The 17,625-nt window shown below is 28.2% G+C and carries 19 protein-coding genes and 1 tRNA gene; 13 read left to right on the top strand and 7 right to left on the bottom strand.

The window, feature by feature from the left end; genetic code table 11:
* The first annotated feature begins 1 nt into the window (after nucleotide 1).
* From ACSIGE_RS03430 to ACSIGE_RS03395, 8 genes are all read left to right on the top strand, one after another.
* Nucleotides 2-286: a hypothetical protein gene (locus tag ACSIGE_RS03430; protein WP_440881393.1), complete on the top strand. Its 285-nt coding sequence runs from the start codon at nucleotides 2-4 to the stop codon at nucleotides 284-286.
* A complete protein-coding gene (locus ACSIGE_RS03425) occupies nucleotides 273-914 on the top strand; it encodes an N-acetylmuramoyl-L-alanine amidase (RefSeq protein WP_440881392.1) in 642 nt (213 codons plus the stop codon). Before ACSIGE_RS03430 ends, ACSIGE_RS03425 begins: the two co-directional genes overlap by 14 nt.
* Entirely contained in the window at nucleotides 914-1,528 is a 615-nt protein-coding gene (locus ACSIGE_RS03420; protein WP_440881391.1) for a hypothetical protein, read from the top strand. Before ACSIGE_RS03425 ends, ACSIGE_RS03420 begins: the two co-directional genes overlap by 1 nt.
* A 39-nt stretch (nucleotides 1,529-1,567) precedes the next feature.
* Nucleotides 1,568-1,720, top strand: a complete 153-nt coding sequence (locus tag ACSIGE_RS03415) for a hypothetical protein (protein ID WP_440881390.1) — start codon at nucleotides 1,568-1,570, stop codon at nucleotides 1,718-1,720.
* Between the two features lie 88 nt (nucleotides 1,721-1,808).
* Nucleotides 1,809-2,375 carry a GNAT family N-acetyltransferase gene (locus tag ACSIGE_RS03410; RefSeq protein WP_440881389.1) on the top strand — a complete coding sequence of 189 codons (567 nt, stop codon included), beginning with the start codon at nucleotides 1,809-1,811 and terminating at the stop codon, nucleotides 2,373-2,375.
* 8 nt (nucleotides 2,376-2,383) lie between these two features.
* On the top strand, nucleotides 2,384-3,271 hold the full coding sequence (locus tag ACSIGE_RS03405; protein WP_440881388.1) for a LuxR C-terminal-related transcriptional regulator: 888 nt from the start codon (nucleotides 2,384-2,386) through the stop codon (nucleotides 3,269-3,271).
* A 120-nt stretch (nucleotides 3,272-3,391) separates the two neighbouring features.
* Nucleotides 3,392-4,009: a hypothetical protein gene (locus ACSIGE_RS03400; RefSeq protein WP_440881387.1), complete on the top strand. Its 618-nt coding sequence runs from the start codon at nucleotides 3,392-3,394 to the stop codon at nucleotides 4,007-4,009.
* Nucleotides 3,996-4,340, top strand: coding sequence for a hypothetical protein (locus tag ACSIGE_RS03395; protein ID WP_440881386.1), 345 nt, complete (start codon nucleotides 3,996-3,998; stop codon nucleotides 4,338-4,340). Before ACSIGE_RS03400 ends, ACSIGE_RS03395 begins: the two co-directional genes overlap by 14 nt.
* Here ACSIGE_RS03395 and ACSIGE_RS03390 read toward each other — a convergent pair.
* On the bottom strand, nucleotides 4,324-5,652 hold the full coding sequence (locus tag ACSIGE_RS03390; protein WP_440881385.1) for a site-specific integrase: 1,329 nt from the start codon (nucleotides 5,650-5,652) through the stop codon (nucleotides 4,324-4,326). The two genes, ACSIGE_RS03395 and ACSIGE_RS03390, sit on opposite strands and share 17 nt — an antisense overlap.
* Nucleotides 5,653-5,718: 66 nt before the next feature.
* A tRNA-Met gene (locus tag ACSIGE_RS03385) sits at nucleotides 5,719-5,792 on the bottom strand.
* A 104-nt stretch (nucleotides 5,793-5,896) separates the two neighbouring features.
* Between ACSIGE_RS03385 and ACSIGE_RS03380 the strand changes: the two genes are divergently transcribed.
* Nucleotides 5,897-6,280, top strand: coding sequence for an START-like domain-containing protein (locus ACSIGE_RS03380; RefSeq protein WP_440881384.1), 384 nt, complete (start codon nucleotides 5,897-5,899; stop codon nucleotides 6,278-6,280).
* A 162-nt stretch (nucleotides 6,281-6,442) separates the two neighbouring features.
* Nucleotides 6,443-7,279: an aminotransferase class IV gene (locus ACSIGE_RS03375; RefSeq protein ID WP_440881383.1), complete on the top strand. Its 837-nt coding sequence runs from the start codon at nucleotides 6,443-6,445 to the stop codon at nucleotides 7,277-7,279.
* 4 nt (nucleotides 7,280-7,283) lie between these two features.
* Here ACSIGE_RS03375 and ACSIGE_RS03370 read toward each other — a convergent pair whose 3' ends face one another.
* The 5 genes from ACSIGE_RS03370 to ACSIGE_RS03350 all read right to left on the bottom strand — a co-directional run bounded on the left by ACSIGE_RS03370 (nucleotide 7,284) and on the right by ACSIGE_RS03350 (nucleotide 12,521).
* On the bottom strand, nucleotides 7,284-7,847 hold the full coding sequence (locus ACSIGE_RS03370) for a YqgE/AlgH family protein (protein WP_440881382.1): 564 nt from the start codon (nucleotides 7,845-7,847) through the stop codon (nucleotides 7,284-7,286).
* A gap of 73 nt (nucleotides 7,848-7,920) precedes the next feature.
* Nucleotides 7,921-8,670 (bottom strand): LytR/AlgR family response regulator transcription factor, encoded by a 750-nt coding sequence (locus tag ACSIGE_RS03365; protein WP_440881381.1) that lies wholly within the window; start codon nucleotides 8,668-8,670, stop codon nucleotides 7,921-7,923.
* A 72-nt stretch (nucleotides 8,671-8,742) separates the two neighbouring features.
* Nucleotides 8,743-10,776, bottom strand: a complete 2,034-nt coding sequence (locus tag ACSIGE_RS03360) for a histidine kinase (RefSeq protein WP_440881380.1) — start codon at nucleotides 10,774-10,776, stop codon at nucleotides 8,743-8,745.
* A 253-nt stretch (nucleotides 10,777-11,029) separates the two neighbouring features.
* Entirely contained in the window at nucleotides 11,030-11,392 is a 363-nt protein-coding gene (locus tag ACSIGE_RS03355; RefSeq protein WP_440881379.1) for a carboxymuconolactone decarboxylase family protein, read from the bottom strand.
* A gap of 10 nt (nucleotides 11,393-11,402) precedes the next feature.
* Nucleotides 11,403-12,521 carry an MBL fold metallo-hydrolase gene (locus ACSIGE_RS03350; RefSeq protein ID WP_440881378.1) on the bottom strand — a complete coding sequence of 373 codons (1,119 nt, stop codon included), beginning with the start codon at nucleotides 12,519-12,521 and terminating at the stop codon, nucleotides 11,403-11,405.
* A gap of 1,307 nt (nucleotides 12,522-13,828) precedes the next feature.
* On the opposite strand from ACSIGE_RS03350, the gene ACSIGE_RS03345 reads away from it, so the two are divergent.
* The 3 genes from ACSIGE_RS03345 (at nucleotide 13,829) to ACSIGE_RS03335 (ending at nucleotide 17,605) form a co-directional block, all read left to right on the top strand.
* Nucleotides 13,829-15,292 (top strand): catalase, encoded by a 1,464-nt coding sequence (locus ACSIGE_RS03345; protein WP_440881377.1) that lies wholly within the window; start codon nucleotides 13,829-13,831, stop codon nucleotides 15,290-15,292.
* 364 nt (nucleotides 15,293-15,656) lie between these two features.
* On the top strand, nucleotides 15,657-16,469 hold the full coding sequence (locus ACSIGE_RS03340; protein ID WP_440881376.1) for an SDR family oxidoreductase: 813 nt from the start codon (nucleotides 15,657-15,659) through the stop codon (nucleotides 16,467-16,469).
* Between the two features lie 227 nt (nucleotides 16,470-16,696).
* Nucleotides 16,697-17,605: a helix-turn-helix domain-containing protein gene (locus tag ACSIGE_RS03335; RefSeq protein ID WP_440881375.1), complete on the top strand. Its 909-nt coding sequence runs from the start codon at nucleotides 16,697-16,699 to the stop codon at nucleotides 17,603-17,605.
* Nucleotides 17,606-17,625 lie beyond the last annotated feature (20 nt).

Raw genomic sequence — 17,625 nt, 5'->3', positions numbered from 1 at the left:
AATGCTGACTTTATTAAAAGAGAATTGGGAGTTAATCACAGGAATAATAGGCTCTATTGTTGCTTTTTTCGGAGGTCGAAAAAGTAAACGATTAAATGAAAAAACAACAGAGTTAGAAAATATTGAAAAGGTCAGAGAAATAGAGAAAAAACTATTAGCTGACATGGAAGATCAAGTAAATAAACTTATTAAGTACAATGACTATTTAGAAGGGGTCGTAAAGGATGTAAAAAAGAAACTTGTTAAATATGTTGATAAATACGGTGAATTAGATGAAAACGATTAACCATTATTTTCCATCAAACCAATATTACAAGGAGGAAACTAAAAAAAAGGGAATTGTCCTCCATCATACTGTATCCGGAAACTCTGTGGCTGGGGATATTAATTGGTGGAAATCCAATCCTCAACACGTTGCTACTTGTGTAATCATTGGTAGAGATGGTAAAATACATCGCTTATTTTCATCTAAATACTGGGCGCATCATTTAGGTATTAAAAGGTTTCATTTTAAATATTTTGGATTGCCCTCTTTAAACAAGAAGAGGAACAAAGAGTTTATCGGTGTTGAGTTAGATAGTTGGGGCGGTCTCGTGAAAAGAAACGGAAAATACTACTCATACACAGGAAGAGAAATCGATAAGGATAATGTAGTGTATTACAAAAACGAGTTTAGAGGATACCACTATTTTGAAAAGTACACTGATGCCCAAATAAAGGCTCTATATGAACTTTTATTGTATTGGGGTAAATACTACAACATCCCCCTTAATTATAAAGGAGAGGTTATGTTTAAGTATAATAAAAGAGCTTTAAGTGGAGAGGAAGGGATATGGGCTCATGTATCTTTTAGACCTGATAAATCGGATATACATCCTCAAGAGGAATTAATTAAAATGCTAAAATCATTATGATGAAAAACATAAACAGAAAATTTAGTATCGACATAAAAGATATTCTTATTATAGCTCTTTTACTATTTGGAATCTATAAGTTTTTTTTAAAGCCTGAGCGTGAGGTTGTAACTGAAAAAGAGACCACCACTATTGACATCAAAAAAGAAATTGAAGAGGCTATAAATAATAGATTACAACTGCAACAGCCTACGCAGCAGCCTACTATAATTTATCAAGATCGTGTCGTTCCTGTTTATAAAGATACTCCTATTCCTAAAGGCGATGAGGATTTAGTAAAAAACCTCAATAAATATAGAGACACGACTCAATTAGAAAATGCAAAGATTTATAGTGAAATTTTATCGGATGGAACTGTATATCAAAATAAAGTAACTGCTGAAGTTGATGTTAAAACAATTACTAATACTATTGAGAAAAAAGTGGTAAAATATGGCTCTGGATTTTATTTATCTCCGGGAGTAAACTTAAATCCTATCAATGGTATTCAAAGCATAGAGACTTCAATAAACTACATAAATAAAGGTGATTTTGGTTTTGGACTTGGAGTTCAATACGACCTCCTAACTAAAGATGTTAGTTATGGAGTTAAAATCCACAAAAAGATATTTTAACTACTTTAAATTAAGTATAATTTTTTAAATATTTCCATTATGAAAAAAGTATTTTTTTTTACATTATTAATGTTATTATTTTTAGGAGTTTCATGTACTCCTCCAGAACTTTCAGAAGATTCAGAAATTAATCCTGTGGCAATTGACAAGGATAAAGTTGAACCTACTAAACCGCCTCAAGGAAACAATTAGCTTGTAATTAAATCTAAAATTTTAACTCGGAATTATAATTGGTTAATTCTGAGTTTTTTCTTATACTGCTTGATAAAATAAAGTAATAATGCAGAAAGTAAAGATTTCACGTAAAGAGAAAATAGTAAATATTATATCCGAAGCTTTTAAGGATAATAAAAGTATTCGCTTTGTAATCGGAGAAAAAGGAAATTTCAACAAAAAACTAAAATATCTAATAGAATATTCATTCTATGAAGGCTTAGATTTTGGAGATGTTTTTTTAAATAAAGGAAATACAGCAGCAGCAATAATTATTGACCCTCTTAAAAAGAAAACAACTTTAAAATCAATTATAAGAGATATAGGGTTAATTATTAATGTAATTGGTTTTCAAAATATTTTTAAAGTCCTAAATAGAGAAAAAAAAATAAAAGCCTACCATCCTAAAAACGAAAGATATGTACACTTATGGTATATCGGTGTTGAAAATTCTAAAACTGGTAAAGGAATTGGGTCAAGTTTCCTAGATAGGATAAAAAGCCACTATAAAGGCAAACATATATTACTAGAAACTTCTACTGTAAGAAATTTTAATTTTTATGAAAGAAACGGTTTTGAAAAAAAAGGTATTATACCACTAAAAGGGTATGATTTACATATTTATAGTACTTAATTTACGATATGTTTGGTACAGAGATTCATAGGGTAACATTTATTATTACATTTTTACAAGTTTTAATCCTTCCTGCTTGTATACTTCATTTGACCTTAAAAAAAAGAGATCAATCTAGGCGTAATATTGTATATCTTACTGTAATATTCATCCTATATAATTTGTTTTCAGGACTATTTCCTGATCCTACTTTATCAATACCAATTGCTATACAACTTGTTCTTGCCTACACTATTGGAGCCATTATGTCTGTATACTTTGTTATTTATATCTATCACGAATTTGGTATTACACCTATATTATTCTTTAATCTTAGGTTTATGATACCAATTGTAAGCACTTCTTTTATACTAGGGTTTTTAACTACATATTTATTAACGGGTAATTTGAGATTAGCTAAGACACTTTTTTTAATTGTACCTCTATTTCTAATGGCTTTATTTGTTTTTAGAGCGTTTAAAGAACTTATATCAATCTCTATAAGACGAAATAAAGAAAAGCATTTCATTTATAGGATGTATTCCGCTTATGTTGGTTTGTTTTCGGTATTTATTATGATGATAATTGTTATGATCGGAGATTTTCAAGTAGTTGAACAATCCGTTTGTAATTTTGGATATTTCGTAATCATGCTTTCATATTATAATTCTTTACTATACGCTTATAAAAATGACATATTTCAAAGGTCAGAACTTATTGAACAATTTAATGAATTAGGATTTACTAATCGAGAAAAACAAATCGGAGAGATGCTTATTTCAGGCATAGAAGATTATAAGAAAATATCAGAAATACTTTTCATTTCGTACAATGGTGTTACCTCACACACATCAAATATCTTCAAAAAAGCAAATGTTAAGTCTAAAAAAGAATTTATTTCTAGGTTTTATAAATAGTTGAAAATATGCTTTTTAGTTTAAGCATCCAGAAGTCTAAGTTTAAAACTTAAGAAATTAAAGTACTTATTTTTTGAAATTTAAATCTTAATTTGTTGTTTTAGCACTTAATTGTTAAATATGAAAAATTTTATTATCGGTATAGCTCTTACTTTTTTAAGTGGAGTTTTTCCTTTGATCTATTTGTTTGCAGATCAGAGTGAATTGAATGAGCGTTATTTTGGTTTTAAAACCATGTATGGTTTTTGGTTTGCTTCCGGGAATCATATAAGTATAGCATTATTTGTAATAGGTACTTTTTTTATAGTTAATAATTTATCAAGTAAGAATAGAAAACAGATTTATTATATATGCTTATTATCACCACTAGCAACTTCATTTTTATTAACGAGTTGGGATCTATCTCCTTCTCAACTTCCAGTATCACTTGTAGAATATTATGCTATTTTAATTGTTATTTTCTGCATACTTGTGATATTGGTTTTCAAAACAAAAACACTCCTATCTAAAGAATCATTAAAAACTAAAATACACAAGATTAAAACCAGTATTAAGGAGTGTACGATAGAGGTTTATAATCTTATTGATGAGATTGAAAATATTGAAGCTTATGGTGTTGAAAGCGACTTGTCTGATGATATTAATATTTGGAAAAGTGTGCTACAGGATTCAGTAAATGAAATGTATTTAAAGAGTGATGTATTACTAAAAAAACTACAAAAGAATGAAGACAACTAAAAACATCATGGTAAAAAAGATCAAGCTAAAAAAGGCTAGATTAAAATACATAGAAAAAGTATTAAAACCTATTTTGCAACAGGATGACATAACCAAAATTAAATGTGAACTATTAAAAGTGTTTGAGACTGAATTATTTATAGAACACCAAAATCTAAATAAAAAAGGCATAATTATTAGTGAAAATGAGTTAACAAATGACCAAATAATAAAAATGTTAGGTTTTTGTCCTGAAAAAATAGAAGAATTTACCTGTCTAAATAGAAAAAAATCACATAACTATATGAAAACTAAATACTATGCTTATGATGTAGTTATTTCAAAAGACTAGACCAATCTTCAATTTTATAATAACCTATTTCACGAAGGTAGTTTCTAACGGTATTATTGTCTTGGTGATTAGTTATAGTTCTAATATAATCAAGGGCTTTCTCTTCATAATTTGCCACTTTTGTTTTTCTATACTCTTTTACTTTTACTAAAAACATTTTACCAATAGCGGCATGTCGCAAAGAGTAAATAGTATGTAATTCCGAAAAGTTAAATTTCTTTTTTACTACACGATTAAATCTTTTACCCCAATAACTACGTCTATTTTTCTCTTCAGTTACGGTTCTATTCCCTGTTTTTTTATTTAAACGTGTTAACCATTTACTTGGTTTATTATCCTTAGTGAAAACAAAGAAATTATTGTCATATTCTGATAAATCTATTTTATTGTAGAATTCATCAATAAGTACTTGAGGTATTTGTTTAAAATAGATGTTTGTTTTGGTGTTAGAGTAAATCAATTTCTCCTCAATTTTTACATCTTTAACTTTTATTCTGCAAACTTCTACATTTCTAAAAAGAGCATAATAAACATGAGCGCAAAAATAATATAACCAAATATCGGCTTTATCGTCTCTTAGGTATTCAAATATGTCTTGAACTTCTTTTTCAGTAAAAGCAACATTTTTTTGAGGTTTAGAGGTTAAAACTGGGATTTTAGTTATAAAATTTACTGGGATTATCTCTTGATCGGATAAAACTGTAAATAACGAGGAAATATCCGCTCTATCATTATTTCTATTACCTGCACTTGTTTTCTGCAAAACCATATTTAGATAATCATTAACTACTTTTTTAGAAACGGATGTCATGAATCTATTTTTAAATCCGTTTTCCAGTAAATAATCCTTGAAACGGTTTATTCGGTTTTCAAAATTATTGTAAGAGGTTTTAGCTAATGTCTTTTCTTTCATCTTTAGACCAAAGTTGAAAGCATCTTCGACTGTATAAATATTACTTGATATTTCAATGTTATAGGGGTTAATTTGACCTTCTTTTAAAAGTCGAGATAAGTTTCTCCTCATTGTCTCAAGTATTTCTAATCTTTCATCTTTGGTTTTATATCTATTTCCGGCTTTGACATTTTTTTGTCTTTCCAACTTTCCATTATTTGGATTTCTATAAGACCATCTTATATACCATTGTTTGCTTAATGCTTTCTGTTTTTCTTTTTGAGAAAGTTTATTCCATTTTTTTACATCTACACCGCCCGTGTAAAGTTTAGGTTCGGAATATTTTTTCTTAGGCTTCATGTTTTCTAAATAGTGTACCGAATCGTGTACTTTTGTTAAAAGTAAGGATAATTTTGTCATAAAAAAAATACGGTTTAAGGTACACTTAAACCGTATCTTTATTGACATGCAATGTTTTTACACTTGTAGCGAAGGGGGGAGTTGAACCCCCGACCTCAGGGTTATGAATCCTGCGCTCTAACCACCTGAGCTACCTCGCCTGATTGCGGGTGCAAATATATATGTTTTTTTGACTTATGAACAAAAAAAAATCATTTTTTTTTAAAGAAAAAATCTATATATTGGCTCTCAAACGTATATATAAATGAGTAAAGTTAAATTTGAATTAGAATTCCCAATTCACGCCTCTCCAAGTATGTTATATACTTATCTTGCAACACCTGCTGGTTTGGAAGAATGGTTTGCAGATAGAGTAAATTCAAGAGGAAAGCAAATTATTTTTATGTGGGATGATTCAGAAGAAGAAGCAAAAATTGTAGCGAGTAAGGCTGATGAACGAATAAAATTTAAATGGGTAGAAAGTGATGGAGATGAAAGCTATTTTGAGTTCAGAATACAAGTAGATCCTCTTACTAAGGATGTTGTAGTTATAGTAACTGATTTTGCTGATAATGAAGAAGATGCGGAAGAAGCAAAGCGGCTTTGGGAAAATCAAATAGAAGAATTAAAGCATACTATTGGAGCATAAACAGGAAAAACAAAAAAAATATAAAAAATACCCAGCAAATTTGCTGGGTATTTTTTAGGAATATTAATCAATAGACTGTATAATTTTAAGAGAAAACAAATCATTAAATTTTCTTTCAGATATTATAAAATTAGTAATTTTGTTGATAGAAAATATCTTATAATGGTAAATTTAAATGGTTCAATAATTCCTTCAAAAGAGGTAAAACTTGGTAGTGAAAATAGAGCTTTTAAGTATGGTGATGGTATTTTTGAAACTATTAAAATACAAAATAATAAAATCATATTTTTCGAAGACCATTATTTTAGACTAATGGCTTCAATGAGGATGCTTAGGATGAAAATACCAATGCGCTTTACTTTAGAATTTCTTCAAGAAGAAATATTGAAAACAGTAAAACAAATTACTAAAGAAAGTGCCATTTATAGAGTCAGATTAACGGTATACAGGAAAGATGGTGGCTTATATTTACCTAATACTAATGAGGTAGATTATTTAATTGATGTAATTCCTGTAAATTCCGTATCAAAAAATACATATAAAGTAGATTTATACAAAGATTTTTATAATTACTCGGGGCTTTTATCTACAGTTAAAACTACAAATAGGATGATTAATACTCTAGCATCTGTTTTTGCTGATGAAAATGATTTAGATAGTTGTATTATTCTAAACGAAAACAAAAGGGTTGTTGAAGCAACAAATGGAAATATTTTTATAGTCACGGGAACCACTATAAAAACACCTCCTTTGACTGAGGGATGTATTAAAGGTGTAATAAGAAAAAAAATAATAGAAATTGTAAGCAAAAACCCTGATTATGATATTGAGGAAACCTCAATATCACCTTTTGAAATACAAAAGGCAAATGAGGTTTTTATTACCAACGCAATTACTGGAATACAATCTGTGACTAACTACAGAAAGAAAAAATTTTCAACTGAAATTACATGTAAACTTAAAAATAGTTTACAGATGTTGAGTGTTATAGGGGTATAAAAATTTAGTTCATTTGAATGTCACTTGGTGCATTTGCCCAAATTTTGTATTCTCCCCCTTTTTTCAATAATTGATTTTTCCAAATCGTTTCATTATTAATAGTAAAAATATTACTGTATATATTATGTGAAACAAACCATGAATTTGTTTTCAATTCATCATTTAATTGATTGGTGTCCCATCCCGAATAACCTAGAAAAAATCGAACATCACTTGGCTTTACAGCATTATTATTTAAATGCTTCTTTAAAGATTCAAAGTTACCTCCCCAATAAATACCATTATTTACTTCTACGCTATTAGGTAAAAGCTCAGGAACTTTGTGAATAAAATAGAGATTATCTGACTCAACAGGACCACCTTGATAAACAGTAAAATCACAATCGATGTCTGGAACTAAATCTTTAAGAGTATAATGTAAAGGTCTGTTCATTATAAAACCGACAGAGCTATTCTGTGTGTGTTCTGTCAGTAATACAATAGCTCTTTTAAAAGAGCGATCATTTAAAATAGAAGGTTCTGCGATGAGTAATCTTCCTTTTTCTGGTTTAAGAATACTAACTGGCATAAGAGTTTTAATTATGTTACCAATATAAGTAAAAATTAATAAAAATTTAACATAAAAAGAACAATATGTGTTTTTATATATTTTTTATTATTTCAATCACTTCATTCTTCTTTCTTACAGAAACAGGAATTGTCTGTTTGTTTTGAAGTATAATATAGCCTCCATCTGACTTTATAAATTCTTTAATGAATTGTATATTAATTAAATGACTTTGATGCACTCGAAGAAAATGATATTCTTTTAAAATATCTGAAAAATATTTTAAGGTCTTTCCTACAAGGATTTTCTGTCCATCTACTAAATAAAATTCGGTATAATTATTATCCGATTTACAATGCATAATATCATCTAAATTTACAACGATGATTTTGTTAGAAGAGTTTAATGATATTTTTTTTGGTCGTTGATCAGGATAAAAAATAGAGTTTTTTAGCACTGATAATTGCTCTTTATTAGGTGATATTTGAGATTTAGCCCGTTCAATAGCACCACATAAGCTATCTAAAGAATACGGTTTTAAAATATAATCTATGGCTGCAAATTTAAAAGCTTTAATAGCAAACTCATCGCTTGCTGTTACAAAAATTATTTTAGAACACAATTCAGGATGAATTTCTAGAATATCAAATCCTGTTCCATCTCCTAGCATGACATCTAGTAATAGAATATCAGGTTCTTTTTGTCTTAGCAATTTTGAAGCTTCTACAACGCTTTTAGCTTTAGAAATATTACTAATCTCAGGATGATTTATTTTTAAATCATTTTCTAACATTTTTAAAGCAGGTTCATAGTCATCCACAATTAATGCCGTTAAATTCTTCATTTTGATAGTTATAATTTAGGTTTCGAATGTAGTAAGTTTTGAAAACAGATAATTGATATTAAGATTTTAATTTTAAAAATCTGTTTTTAGCGGAATTTTAAAACAGGCTTTTGTACCTATAACCTCACCATTTTTTTTTAACTCGATAAATTTAACATACGTTTTTGAGTCTATGCTTTTAATTCTTTCTTTTGTTACATTTAAAGCAATAGAAACATGATTTTTATTTCTTTTTTTCTTTTGAGTAGTGAAAAATCCAACTCCATTATCAATTATTTCGCAGTGAATATAATTTGCATCATTGGAAAAGTATATAATTATTTCTCCATTTTCAATTGATTTTATTCCATGCTTAATGCTATTTTCAATAAAAGGTTGAATTAGCATTGGGGGAATCATAATTTCTTCTATTTCAAATGATAATTGATAATTAATTCTGTACGTAAATTTACAAATACTCATTTGTTGCTCAAGGTCAATATAATTTTCTAAGGTTTTTATTTCGTCAGCTAAGCTTATAAAATCTTTTCGAGAAGCCTCAAGAATTGACCTCAGAAGATTAGAAAATTTCGAAATAGTACTATTTAAATCATTTAGCTTACCGTTATTACCCAGTGCTTTAACCCCATTAAGGACATTGAAAATGAAATGTGGATTCATTTGAAGTTGTAAAGCTTTTTGTTCCAAATTCAATAAATGATTTTTTAATTCTAATTGATTTATCTTCAGTTTATTTTTTGTTTGAGTTTTTCTTATTGATTGGTTTATCATAAGTCCAATAATGGTGAAAATGAAACTCATAATAGATAGTTTAAACCATATTTTATGATAAAAAGGTTTATCTATATAGAAGTTAAAGTCTATAGGAAGACTTTTTTGATCATTTTTTAATTTTGATTGCACACTAAAAGTATAATCACCTGATTGAAGATTTGCTAAATTAACAGATGTTTTGTGAGTCCAAGGACTATATTTGCCATTAATTTTATATCGATAAAGAACATTTTTAGGATTATTCAAGTCAATTGATTTATAGTAAAATGCAAGATGATTTTTTTGAGAAGTTAATTTAAGTTTTGTTTTATCTTTACCATGCATAAAAAAATCAATGGGTTGATGTAAAACCTCAATATTTTCAAAAGAAATTGAAGGGACAAAAAGTCTATTATAGGATAGACTTTTAAATCTGAAAACTCCATGATTTAGTGTTGTTAACCAAATATTAGCTTGAGCATCTTCGAATACATCTGTAATCTCATTAGATTCAAATGAATTATATTTATTAATTTTTCTTTTAAAAGAAAAATCGTTATTGAGTATCTCAATACCATTACTTAATGAAAATACCCAATAGTTTGTTCCGATCTTTCTAATTCCTTTAACATTTTTCGTAAATATATTAATAGCAGATATTTTGGAATTATTTATAATTCTGAGTCCAGAATTTAAAGTACTTGAGATTACTTTATTTTTGAGAATTAAAATAGAAGTAAAATTACCCATCTCAATTTTTTTAATTGATTTGGGTGTACTTAAGTTTTTTAATTTCCAAAGAGCTTTATTCGTTGCTATATAATAGTTTTCTCCATCATATTGAATATCGTTAACCTCACTTAAGTCTATTTCAAGATTTGTTTTTATTGGGATTAAAAAATCTTTAGTTAGTTTGTATATCCCTCTTTCTGTACCAATTACTAAAGAATTTTCTGTAGGAATTATGCAACGTACAGTTTTATTTTCAATAAGTTTAAAAGTATTCTTATTTCTTAATGCGAAAAAATTGAATCCTCCAATGTAAAGATTTTTTTTATTACTAACCAAGACATTAATTCTTTGAGTTAAATTTCCGTTTTCGTTAGTGAAGTTCTCAAAATTTGTTCCGTCAAATCTAGTTAGTCCTTTATTTGACCCAAACCAAATATAACCTAATTCATCTTGAGTAATGCATGTTATTTGATTACTTAAAATTCCATCTTTTTCTTTGTAATTTATGTAAGAGTTATAAGAAGGGGCTTCATTAATATTAAAAAGTACATTTTCTTGCGCAGTAAAGTTGTGAGTTTTAAAAAGTAGTAGTACACTAAGAAATTTATAAATTGATTTCATAGTTGGCAAACATACTTAAAATCAATTATAAAATAGTATTGAAATTTGAGCTAATAAAATTTTTTGTCCGTACGTGTTCAAATTTATAGTAGTTAAACAACGTATTGCAAACCTTATATTTATTAAAAAATAAGGTGGTTTTTTAAAACCACCTTAAAATAATATATAACAACATTTTGCGAATAATATCGCCTTTTCACTTTTTTGATTATTTTACATGTTTGTGAAAAAATTATTTGATAATAAATTAAAGTTATTTTTCTTCAAATACACTTTTAGCAACAAGTAATGCAAGCATCGATTTCGGCATTCCAGCATAAGCTCCTACAGTTTCTATTACTGCTATGATTTCATTTTCAGAAGCTCCGTGCTTTAAAGCTGTCTTGATATGAACTTTTAACGCTTTGTCTAACCCTCCTTGAGCAGCAATCATTGAAATTACACAAAGCTCTCGTACCTTAAGGTCTAAGGTGTCATCTTCATATAAATTATTAGCCAAATAATCATGAATATTATTTATAGTACGTGGACTAATATCTTTAATTGATTTAAAAACATTTTTAGCCATTTCCCCAAAAACCTCTTCGCATCGATTAAGTTGTTCTTTTAAGTTCATTTTTGTTTTTTTATTGCTTATACTGTTTTAAAACCTCAAAATGATCATCGTTTAATCTCCATATGCCATCTTTTTCTTTTACCCATTCTTCTTTTGTAATAATTCCTTCACCAACATTCATGCTCCAATCTGATGATAAATGCACAGTTGTGGGATTAATTTGTTTAACGATAGTGTTTCTATAAACTAAGAAACTAGCGCCTTTTTTTACGAAAGGTCTCCAGAATTTATCTATTTTAGCTCTTCCTATAAAAGTTCCAAATGGTTTTGCAGTCATCGAAGCATTTTTAGTATATGCGCTAACGCAGTAATCAACATCACCTTGATTAAATCTTTTAATCCATGTATTGCTAGCTTTTAACACCTCTCTTTCGGCTTTTGTTTTTTGGATTTTTTTTGGATTTTTAAACATCTTTCCATGACCAGGTACGATCCAATCTACTTCGTGTATCCATTCCGCTCTATTTTTATCTAAAGCAGCTTGATCTTGAGCTAAAGGATCTACTTTCGGACCAAATTGATCATTCCACCACATGTGAGTTAGTAAATAAAGTCCTTCTTTTGTGTTAACTAATAAGCTAGCATCTTCATGAGTATGTCCAGGAGTTTTAATGACTTTAACCCCTTTACTAATTTCAAATTTATCAGGATGATCTTTCCAATCATCATTTTTATAAGTTGCCCAAAAGTCAACAATCGTAGCATTAGGAAATACTCCTAATCTAGTATTATGATCGGGATGATGATGACTTATAAAAATGTGAGTTACATCCTCTTTTTTTACCCCTAAGTTTTTCATAGTATGAATTACATTATCCCAATCACCTTTAGCTGTCATACCCGGATCGGTTACCATAATCATATCTTTTGTTCTTACTAAAGCAATTGTGCTTGCTGCTTTTCTTGCTCCATCAGGTTGAGCACCTGGTAAAAATGTTTTTCCTTCAATTGGTTTTACATAACCATCATATAAAATATCTACCGTTGGTGAGCCTTTATGAATGTAGGGATTAGTGTTAGTTCCTTTATGTTCATGTGTGTTTTTACCATGTTTGTGTTTTTGTGCATGTGCACCTATCACAAATAACACTAGGGTTGTGATTAATAATGTTTTGTTTAATATTTTCATTTTATATTTGTTTTACTATTGACAAAGGTAGAGTTAATAGAAAGATAAAGTTGGTGACAAAAGTTACAGAATATTTTTTTGTACGGATATATTAATTCAATAGCATCACTTACTTCATATTCAATATGAGAGAGATGTTAATTGTTGGTATTCTACATACCTACTTTTCTTAAATAGTATTTCACTACAATGTATGTCTACAGCCTCTTATTTAATATTGGTTTTATTATTTTTAAAAGAAAGGGTTTATACCTCTTTAATTTCTAAAATATTAATTTATCTACTTTGTAGATTTTTTATCAGTTTAATTCTTTTTTATACATGAACTATCAGGGAAATAAAATAATTATTTATTACGATATCAATTAAAGCTACTATATATATAATTAATAGTAAATATTTTGATTTAAGTATTTGATTTACAAAAGTATTTTATTGTAGGTGTCATCAGAGGTGTCAGCTTTTATTTTTTGGAGTTTTGTTAATTTATTAAGAGTGTTATTAGAAAAAGTAAATTGGTAAACATTTATTCAACAATAAAATCATTGAGAAGATGATTTATTACTCAATTTTATTATTATCTAAAAGCAAAAAACGGTTTAACTAAAACTTACTGATGTAACTTTATTTGATTATTATTTCGTAATTGGTAAAGAATTGAAAAAAGAGAATAAATTTTATTGTTCAACAAAATTTAGAAGATCTAGTACGGTTAATTTAAAAATATAAAAATGATACGAGAATCAAAATTACTGTTACGAGTGACATTGTTATAAATAAAAAGAACAGCGAAAAAAAATTATTTTAAGGTAGTAAAAACTTACATTTTACAGAAGTTAATTTTTGTGTATAATTACTTTAGTATTTTGATCTCAAACGCAATTGCTAAAAAAGTATAAAAGGCATTAAAACGATCTTATTATAAATAATGTAAGAAATACACTTACTAAAGAAAATATGAATTAAGATGTTTTTTATGTTTAATATTTAGCAAATGAATTTATAGCCTAAAGGTTAGGCTCTCCGATACTTAAAAAAAGGGTGAGATATTTTTGATATACTTTTATTATAAGTAAAATAAATATTTTAAGTTTTTGTAAATAGTTGTAAACATTGTGTTTAGATAAGATATATTCTTAAACTATATAAATAATTGATAGCTATATAAATTATTGATTTTCTGGCGCTTTTCAGAAAATTGTTATTTAAGATATATTTACAGTAGACATATATAATTATATATGTCTGTTAATTGAATCTCATTAAAAAACTAATAGGGTTTTTAAAATATATTTAAACTTAATAAAATGAAAGAACAAAAGAAAAAACTTACATCAGTATCAGGTAGGCCGATTGCGGAGAATCAAAATGTAAAAACAGCAGGTAAAAGAGGACCTATGCTTTTAGAAGACTTTTGGTTTTTAGAAAAACTTGCTCATTTTGACAGAGAAGTAATTCCTGAAAGAAGAATGCACGCAAAAGGCTCGGGAGCCTTTGGTACATTTACGGTAACCCATGATATTACCAAATATACTAAAGCTAAAATATTTTCTGAAATTGGAAAAAAAACAAAACTTTTTGTCCGCTTTTCAACAGTAGCAGGAGAAAGAGGTGCTGCAGATGCTGAAAGAGATATAAGAGGCTTTGCTATTAAATTTTATACCGAAGAAGGCAATTGGGATTTGGTAGGAAATAATACACCAATTTTTTTCTTGAAAGATCCTTATAAATTCCCCGATCTAAACAAAGCTGTAAAGCGCGATCCAAAAACAAATCTCAGAAGTGCCAATCATAATTGGGATTTTTGGACGCTTTTACCAGAAGCTTTACATCAAATTACGATGACGATGAGTGAAAGAGGTATTCCAAAATCATATAGACATATGAATGGTTACGGTAGTCATACATTTAGTTTTTTAAATTCAGATAATGAGCGATTTTGGGTGAAATTCCATTTCAAAACAGTACAGGGAATACAGAATCTATCGGATGCTGAAGCAGAAAAAATAGTAGGGAAAGATCGAGAAAGTCACCAACGCGATTTATTCGATTCTATTGAAAATGGAGATTTTCCAAAGTGGAATTTAAAAATACAAATTATGCCAGAATCCAAAGCAAAAGATTACCGTTTCAATCCGTTTGATTTAACTAAAGTATGGCCTCATTCTGATTACCCATTGATAGATGTTGGAATAATGGAGCTAAACCAGAATCCAGAAAATTATTTTGCGGATGTAGAGCAAGCAGCATTTAACCCAGCCAATGTAGTTCCAGGAATTGGATTTTCACCTGATAAAATGTTACAGGCTCGTTTATTCTCATATGGAGATGCTCAACGTTATAGACTTGGAGTAAATCATTATCAAATTCCTGTTAACAAACCAAAATGTCCTTTTCATAATCCACATAGAGATGGCGCAATGCGAGTAGATGGAAATGAAGGCTCAACCATTCATTACGAGCCTAATAGTTATGGGCAATGGGCTGAAAGTAAAGAACATGTAGAGCCTGAATTATCTTTAGCAGGTAATGCCTTTCATTATGACCACAGAGATGATGATGATTATTATACGCAGCCTAGAAATTTATTTAATGTAATGTCTTCCGAACAACAACAAATATTGTTTGACAATACCGCACGACAAATTGGAGGAGCTGAAAAATTTATTCAAGAAAGACATATTAAAAATTGTTTTAAAGCAGATCCGAAATATGGAAAAGGAGTTGCAAAAGCATTAGGTATCAATCTCACTGATTTAGATTTGTATTAAATACAAATGAGGCATAAACAAGGTATAAAATTAATTTCGATTTAGTACAGATATTAAAAGGTTTAGCATGTAATAATTAAGTGTTATGAATTGAAAGTTAAACGTTTCTAAAGCCTCCACTAACTATATATTAAATTTTAGAGATACACTTGTCATAAAACACCTAATAAAAGGTGTTTTATGTGCCTAAAGATTTAGTAACCTAACTATAAGTAGTAGTTTATCAGTTAAATAAATATTTTTTAGGAGGTTGTCCTTAGTTCATGTATAAAACAGTAAAAAGTGTTGTAAAACATTTAATTAGTATTATTTTGATTTTGTTGTAATTCAGATATTTGTATTCTAATTATTAAAAAATATAAATATGAAAACAATATTTATTACAGGTTCAAGTAGTGGGATAGGCAAAGAGACTGCCAAATTATTTCAATCTAAAAATTGGAATGTAGTTGCTACGATGCGAAGACCGGAAGAAGAGGAGGAGCTTACAAAATTAGATAACGTATTCGTAACAAAATTAGACGTTTTGAACTTGGAGTCTATACAAGATGCTGTTAAAAAGGCTATTTCAAAATTTGGAAAAATTGATGTTTTAGTGAATAATGCAGGTTATGGAGCATACGGAACATTAGAGTCATTTTCAAAAGAACAAATTATAAGGCAATTCCATACAAATGTTATAGGTCTTTTAGATGTTACTAAAGCTTTATTACCACACTTTAGAGAGAATGAGGCAGGTACAATTGTTAATGTTTCTTCGATAGGAGGAAGGATAACATTTCCTTTAGGTTCTTTATATCATGGAACTAAGTTTGCTGTAGAAGGTATTTCTGAGTCATTAAATTATGAAGTTGGACAATTTGGAGGAAAAGTTAAAATAATTGAACCGGGTTCTATTGCAACAGATTTCGGAACAAGATCCTTTGATTTTTCCCATAATGAAGAATTAACCCAATACAATAACTTAGTTACGTCTGCTCTTGATTTATTTCCAAAAATGCTAAGTAATTCATCACCTGTTAATTTGGCTTCTGAGACTATTTATGAAGCAGTAACAGATGAATCAGGTAAATTAAGATATGTTGTAGGTGAAGATGCTAAATTACATGAGTTAAATAGAAAGCAGTTTGATGATGAAACCTTTGCTAAAAATATGTTATCTCAGTATGGACTATAAGTAAAACAGAATAAATATTAGTGAATATTTTAATTAATTCTTAACTATTTTTTTATTCATCGCCCATTTACTATAATAAAATTATAAGGTATATCTTTGTGAATAATAACAAGAATCAGAATAACTTAAGAAAGAAAAAATAATTTAGAACTTCTTCTAAATTATTTTTTAGCTTTTTTTTTAAAAAAATAAACAGGTATATTTTTACAACTAAAATAATATATAAAATGAAGTCAATTTTACAAATATCATCTATAGGCGACCTAGCTAAAAATATAGGTTTTGAAATGCATCATCCGCTTATATCAATTGTTGATTTGTCGAAAGTTAATTTTGATTTTAAGTCAGGAACAAGGGTTATGACTGATTTTTATCAAGTTTACTTAAAAAATTATTGTGTTAACGGAGTTATTTACGGTAGGAAAAAGTTAGATTTTCAAGAAGGGAATTTAATGTGTTTGGCCCCTAATCAGGTGCTTACTGTTCAAGAACAGCAAAACTTTGACCAAGATAATGTTGGGTGGGCTTTATTTTTTCATCCAGATCTTATTAAAGGTACTTCTTTATGGGATAAGTTTAAGAAGTATAGTTTTTTCTTGTATGAGGTATCAGAAACGCTTCATTTATCTGAAAAAGAAAAGAATATATTGAATGAAAGTGCAAAAAATATAAAGAATGAACTTTTAGAAAATATTGATTCATACAGTCAAAATATTATAATTTCATCACTTGAAGTTTTTCTTAATTACTGTCTTAGGTATTATGGAAGACAATTCATAACTAGAAAGTCAATTAATAATAATACTCTAATAAAAATTGAGAATTTTTTAGATTCATATTATAAGGAAAAAAAGTTTAGAGAAAAGGGATTACTTACTGTTAAAGAATTATCAGAGCAGGTTTCGATGTCTCCAAATTACATGAGTGATTTAATCAAAAAAGAAACAGGTATGAATGCACAAGGTTACATTCATTACTATTTAATAGAGGAGGCTAAGAACTTACTACTGAGTTCTGATGATTCAATTAGTGAAATAGCTTATAATCTTGGTTTTGAATACCCACAATATTTCGGTAAACTTTTTAAAAGGAAAACAAAGTTAACACCATTGGAATACCGAAATTCAAAAAATTAGATTTTAGAATCAAAGTATTT

This window comes from Tenacibaculum profundi (assembly GCF_052050075.1).
Classification (GTDB): domain Bacteria; phylum Bacteroidota; class Bacteroidia; order Flavobacteriales; family Flavobacteriaceae; genus Polaribacter.
Note: the sequence above shows the minus strand (reverse complement) of the source record. Positions and strands in the feature narration are given on the sequence as shown.

Coding starts and splice junctions, on each gene's coding strand:
- ACSIGE_RS03430 (WP_440881393.1), top strand. CDS start 2: ATGCTGACTTTATTAAAAGAGAATTGGGAGTTAATCACAGGAATAATA.
- ACSIGE_RS03425 (WP_440881392.1), top strand. CDS start 273: ATGAAAACGATTAACCATTATTTTCCATCAAACCAATATTACAAGGAG.
- ACSIGE_RS03420 (WP_440881391.1), top strand. CDS start 914: ATGAAAAACATAAACAGAAAATTTAGTATCGACATAAAAGATATTCTT.
- ACSIGE_RS03415 (WP_440881390.1), top strand. CDS start 1,568: ATGAAAAAAGTATTTTTTTTTACATTATTAATGTTATTATTTTTAGGA.
- ACSIGE_RS03410 (WP_440881389.1), top strand. CDS start 1,809: ATGCAGAAAGTAAAGATTTCACGTAAAGAGAAAATAGTAAATATTATA.
- ACSIGE_RS03405 (WP_440881388.1), top strand. CDS start 2,384: ATGTTTGGTACAGAGATTCATAGGGTAACATTTATTATTACATTTTTA.
- ACSIGE_RS03400 (WP_440881387.1), top strand. CDS start 3,392: ATGAAAAATTTTATTATCGGTATAGCTCTTACTTTTTTAAGTGGAGTT.
- ACSIGE_RS03395 (WP_440881386.1), top strand. CDS start 3,996: ATGAAGACAACTAAAAACATCATGGTAAAAAAGATCAAGCTAAAAAAG.
- ACSIGE_RS03390 (WP_440881385.1), bottom strand. CDS start 5,652: ATGACAAAATTATCCTTACTTTTAACAAAAGTACACGATTCGGTACAC.
- ACSIGE_RS03380 (WP_440881384.1), top strand. CDS start 5,897: ATGAGTAAAGTTAAATTTGAATTAGAATTCCCAATTCACGCCTCTCCA.
- ACSIGE_RS03375 (WP_440881383.1), top strand. CDS start 6,443: ATGGTAAATTTAAATGGTTCAATAATTCCTTCAAAAGAGGTAAAACTT.
- ACSIGE_RS03370 (WP_440881382.1), bottom strand. CDS start 7,847: ATGCCAGTTAGTATTCTTAAACCAGAAAAAGGAAGATTACTCATCGCA.
- ACSIGE_RS03365 (WP_440881381.1), bottom strand. CDS start 8,670: ATGAAGAATTTAACGGCATTAATTGTGGATGACTATGAACCTGCTTTA.
- ACSIGE_RS03360 (WP_440881380.1), bottom strand. CDS start 10,776: ATGAAATCAATTTATAAATTTCTTAGTGTACTACTACTTTTTAAAACT.
- ACSIGE_RS03355 (WP_440881379.1), bottom strand. CDS start 11,392: ATGAACTTAAAAGAACAACTTAATCGATGCGAAGAGGTTTTTGGGGAA.
- ACSIGE_RS03350 (WP_440881378.1), bottom strand. CDS start 12,521: ATGAAAATATTAAACAAAACATTATTAATCACAACCCTAGTGTTATTT.
- ACSIGE_RS03345 (WP_440881377.1), top strand. CDS start 13,829: ATGAAAGAACAAAAGAAAAAACTTACATCAGTATCAGGTAGGCCGATT.
- ACSIGE_RS03340 (WP_440881376.1), top strand. CDS start 15,657: ATGAAAACAATATTTATTACAGGTTCAAGTAGTGGGATAGGCAAAGAG.
- ACSIGE_RS03335 (WP_440881375.1), top strand. CDS start 16,697: ATGAAGTCAATTTTACAAATATCATCTATAGGCGACCTAGCTAAAAAT.